This is a genomic window from Bacteroides sp. MSK.20.82, assembly GCF_019052485.1.
GTDB lineage: Bacteria > Bacteroidota > Bacteroidia > Bacteroidales > Bacteroidaceae > Bacteroides > Bacteroides thetaiotaomicron.
In genome coordinates this window covers 1-3635 of the sequence record NZ_JAHQUN010000105.1, presented here as the reverse complement: position 1 = coordinate 3635, position 3635 = coordinate 1, and the positions used below count along the sequence as shown (strand labels likewise).

Here is a 3635-nt window from a genome sequence, read left to right as displayed (position 1 = left end):
CATTGAACTTGAAATTACTTGGTATTTTTCCTAATTGCTTGTTCTTTTGATAATTATAATATGCAATTTTGGCAAGTTCAGGAAATTTGAAGTCGTAAACAACTTCTGCAAATCCTTTAGCTGAATGTTGTCTTATAAAAGAATTTATAACAGAAAAAGATTTACCACTTCCAGGCGTTCCTATTACGAAAGTTCCACGAAAACAGTTGCATATATTCAGCCACCCATTATGCCACTTTCTATTGTAGAAAAACTTCATCGGAATATTGACAGAGAATTCTGTTTCTACCTTGTCTTTAGATTGTTCAAAGCTTTCATTCTCTATATTAAATCTATCTTTCATAAAGTTTGATTTAATACGTTTGGAAATGTTATCTAGAGCTGAATTTATTAATGTCGCTCCAATTATTGATAGTATAATGTAAGCTATATTATACCATTCTAAACTAGTTTCTCCTTTTTCTTTAAAGAAAAGAAAGCATATACTTCCAAAGAACATTATGAATCCAAAGATTAAAGGAAAAATGATTTGTTTAGTCGGGTCTAATTCTAAATCCTTTTTTGAACGTGTTCCAATGCAAGTAACCATTATAATAAAGAATGTAAATAGTTTACTATAAAGAATATTAGAATAGATAGGAATTTTTGCCATTTTTGATAATAAGGGCATAATTTGTTCACTAAAGGGAAAATGAACAAATAGTAGAATCTCTATGCAAACAGTTATATAAATGAATGCTTGCATGAATCCATATAGTTTTTGTAATTCTTTGCTTTCTTCCATGATTTAATCGGGTATTTTAACTTTTTCAGGTTCCTCACATTGAAAAGCCTTGAAATCTTCTATAGCTAATTTCAAGTCTTCTAAAAAATTGCTATTGCAACCTTTTTCTACTGCTATCTGGTAATATGCTTCCATTGCTTGGACGGAACAAATATCTGTTCCGCATATTACAAAAGCTGGAATGTCTTCTAATAGGCACTTGTGTAATAATCTTTTTTGGTCTTTCATTTTATTAATTCAAATGAAAATACCACTCTTTTATGCAGTGAGAGTGGTATTGGTTTTTATTTTTTGGTATCATAATAATGTTCTCTTATCGTCCATGCCGGGCAGAACCCGGAAAAGTACGGTATCAAATACCTTCTCGGTTTCTCTCCAGTGCAGGCAGAAAAGGTATCAATTCTACTGGTAATTTTCTTGTCCGAATATATGTTGAACCATTGCATAATTTTCACCACTGTTAGACTTATGCAGCTTATCATCAATAAAAATTTTTACTTCGACTGTCTTAGGTAGCTGTAAATTTTCAAGGTTTTCTTCATCTTTAGGTATAGGGTAGGCAGATAGCCATAAATATGTTCCTTGTTTGGCTTCTTGCTCAAATGTGAATGGACTTTCTACAATAATTTCTTTGGCAGCTTCTTCGGGAGCTTCGGAAGAAATATCTACTCCTACTGTATAATGTATTAGAAGTTTGAAATTTTCTGGGTCGCTTACGGTAGCTTCATAACGTACTTTTCCTGTATCTCCTGTAGGTGGAGTATTAGGGTCGTTGTTATCGTCTTTATTGCATCCAGACAACATAAGGCTTAAACCAATCATTACTAATGATAAATACTTTTTCATATTGTTTCTTTTAAATAGTTGATAATTCAATGTGTATCGTTCCATTTGCAGCATTATATGCTACTTCCTCAATATTGGTGAACCGTCTTATTGATTCTTTCCATTCTTCTGTTTGTGGATTGTGGTAATATTCTTCTTCTAATAGACTTATCAAATTATTTATTTGTTTGTCAGATAGATAAATCTTTTCTCCAACCCTTGGAACTACAGGTAATTGGATTGGTATAGAAATATTGTTCACACCATCTATAGGAATATGGATGTTTATTTCTATCATAGCCATTTCATGTTTAGTATATTTTTGGACGGCTTAAATTTAACAACTTCCTTTTCTGGAACTTCTACAGGTTCTCCAGTTGCCGGATTTCTAGCTATCCGAGCTGGCTGAATAATCTTTTTGAAAGTACCAAAATCTTTTATAGAAACATCTTTTTCTCTTAGATTTTGAGATAATTCTTTGAAAAAACTATCAATTATTTCTGCTACTTCTTTTGTTGGTTTATTTGCCTTTTCAGCAACCATTTTGATTAAATCAGTCTTATTCATTTGCATATCAATAATATTTAATTACTTAAATCACTTAAACAAATTTCAGGAATAATTTGGGTATAGTCTTCTGTATCTGGTCTATAATGTATTGATTCAACTATATTGACCTCACAGATAACATCATATACCCATGCTTTAAAATTTCCTTCTAAATCATCCTCACCATCATTGAATTTATTAAAATCACTTTTAGCTTCATCTGTTAGATATTCTAATAAATTTTGATAGGTAAATTCATTCTGAAACATTATAATGTGAGGTGAAATTTCTTCGCCTATCCTTGGAAGATGCGGAAAATTCCAATCACCCTTTACCTTCATTCCTCTCTCTTTAAAAAAATGGCTATAAATTATAAATTCTATTTTCATATTAGTTTTATTTTAAAATCATCGTTCAGTACAAGCTTTCTTTCCATCGGTTGCCCGTTTTTATCATGAAATCCAGTTAACACAGGTGTTTCTTTTTTCTCGCAAAGTTCTATTGCTTCTTCGGGAGTTATAGAACGTCCTGACATTTCACGCCAAATGACAAAATCACATTTTATGGCTTCATTTCTATAGTTGGAACAATTATAGGCTTTTTTGTTTATATATAAGTTTCCTCCACACTTAGGACACTTACACAATGTATTGTCAAAAGAAATATCTAAGTTCTCTGTTAGAACCAGCCGTGAAGAAAAATCATTTCCTTCTCTTGATTTAAATCCAGTCATAAACGGTGTTTTTTTTCCTCTAGCAAGTATTTCTGCTGCTTCCAATGGTATTTCTCTTTGTGCAATAGTTTTGGGTATATAGAGGTTACAAACTCTGTTGTTGTCCTTGTCCTTTTGTGAATACCCTTTACAAGCATATCCATTTAGTAAAATTTCAATTTCTCTACCACACACAGGACACGGAGTTTCTAATACTTCATTTACGAAAGAAGGAATAACGATTCCATTTTCGATAGTCAGATATGCAGAAAAAGGAACTCCTTTTTTATTATGGAAGTCATGAAATATATCTGTTTTCCCTGTTGTTATTAATTGCCTGGCTATTTCTTCTGTAATCTCTTTTCCCCAATATGAATGATAAATATTAAATGTACATTTGTCATTCATGTTTTTGAAGTAATTACAGGAATATCCTAAACTGCCTTTCATTATGTGTCCTTTCTGGCAAATAGGGCATAAGCCTAAATCTTTGATTGTATCATTATCCATTTAATATCCTCCTTTACTAATCCATTTAATACCGTTTAAAATATTATCTACTTTTTGTTTCCCACTATTTACATATTTAAATTGTCCGGGTACAAGTGTTTTTAGTACTCCAGCCCTTTTAGCGGATTTCATTTGTCGGCATACAGCGTATGCAAGTCCTCGCATTCGTCTAAGTTCATTGACCACATGAATACATAAATCTATCCTTTGCTTATTATCCATAAGATTTTTTTCACCGCCTTGCAATGCTATATT

The 3635-nt window shown here is 31.7% G+C and carries 7 protein-coding genes and 1 pseudogene; all 8 read right to left on the bottom strand.

Going from position 1 to position 3635, the window contains the following annotated elements; translation table 11 throughout:
• A partial coding sequence (locus KTR07_RS27830; RefSeq protein WP_217315570.1) for a YWFCY domain-containing protein occupies nucleotides 1-784 on the bottom strand: 784 nt, incomplete at its 3' end.
• A gap of 3 nt (nucleotides 785-787) precedes the next feature.
• A complete protein-coding gene (locus KTR07_RS27825; protein WP_004295344.1) occupies nucleotides 788-1012 on the bottom strand; it encodes a hypothetical protein in 225 nt (74 codons plus the stop codon).
• 174 nt (nucleotides 1013-1186) lie between these two features.
• Nucleotides 1187-1630 carry a hypothetical protein gene (locus KTR07_RS27820; RefSeq protein ID WP_032586840.1) on the bottom strand — a complete coding sequence of 148 codons (444 nt, stop codon included), beginning with the start codon at nucleotides 1628-1630 and terminating at the stop codon, nucleotides 1187-1189.
• A 10-nt stretch (nucleotides 1631-1640) separates the two neighbouring features.
• Nucleotides 1641-1913 (bottom strand): hypothetical protein, encoded by a 273-nt coding sequence (locus tag KTR07_RS27815; RefSeq protein ID WP_004295341.1) that lies wholly within the window; start codon nucleotides 1911-1913, stop codon nucleotides 1641-1643.
• On the bottom strand, nucleotides 1904-2182 hold the full coding sequence (locus tag KTR07_RS27810; protein ID WP_004295340.1) for an HU family DNA-binding protein: 279 nt from the start codon (nucleotides 2180-2182) through the stop codon (nucleotides 1904-1906). The genes KTR07_RS27815 and KTR07_RS27810 overlap by 10 nt, the downstream gene beginning before the upstream one ends.
• An 11-nt stretch (nucleotides 2183-2193) precedes the next feature.
• Complete coding sequence (locus KTR07_RS27805; RefSeq protein ID WP_004295339.1) at nucleotides 2194-2547, bottom strand: hypothetical protein; 354 nt, start codon at nucleotides 2545-2547, stop codon at nucleotides 2194-2196.
• The gene (locus tag KTR07_RS27800) at nucleotides 2544-3380 is read right to left on the bottom strand and encodes a topoisomerase C-terminal repeat-containing protein (RefSeq protein ID WP_007559158.1); all 837 of its coding nucleotides are present in this window, start codon (nucleotides 3378-3380) and stop codon (nucleotides 2544-2546) included. The genes KTR07_RS27805 and KTR07_RS27800 overlap by 4 nt, the downstream gene beginning before the upstream one ends.
• Nucleotides 3381-3635: pseudogene (locus KTR07_RS27795) on the bottom strand (plasmid transfer protein); the annotation flags it as partial.

Excerpts from the sequence above, each read along its gene's own strand:
- KTR07_RS27825 (WP_004295344.1), bottom strand. The coding sequence starts at position 1,012 with ATGAAAGACCAAAAAAGATTATTACACAAGTGCCTATTAGAAGACATT.
- KTR07_RS27800 (WP_007559158.1), bottom strand. The coding sequence starts at position 3,380 with ATGGATAATGATACAATCAAAGATTTAGGCTTATGCCCTATTTGCCAG.
- KTR07_RS27810 (WP_004295340.1), bottom strand. The coding sequence starts at position 2,182 with ATGCAAATGAATAAGACTGATTTAATCAAAATGGTTGCTGAAAAGGCA.
- KTR07_RS27815 (WP_004295341.1), bottom strand. The coding sequence starts at position 1,913 with ATGGCTATGATAGAAATAAACATCCATATTCCTATAGATGGTGTGAAC.
- KTR07_RS27820 (WP_032586840.1), bottom strand. The coding sequence starts at position 1,630 with ATGAAAAAGTATTTATCATTAGTAATGATTGGTTTAAGCCTTATGTTG.
- KTR07_RS27805 (WP_004295339.1), bottom strand. The coding sequence starts at position 2,547 with ATGAAAATAGAATTTATAATTTATAGCCATTTTTTTAAAGAGAGAGGA.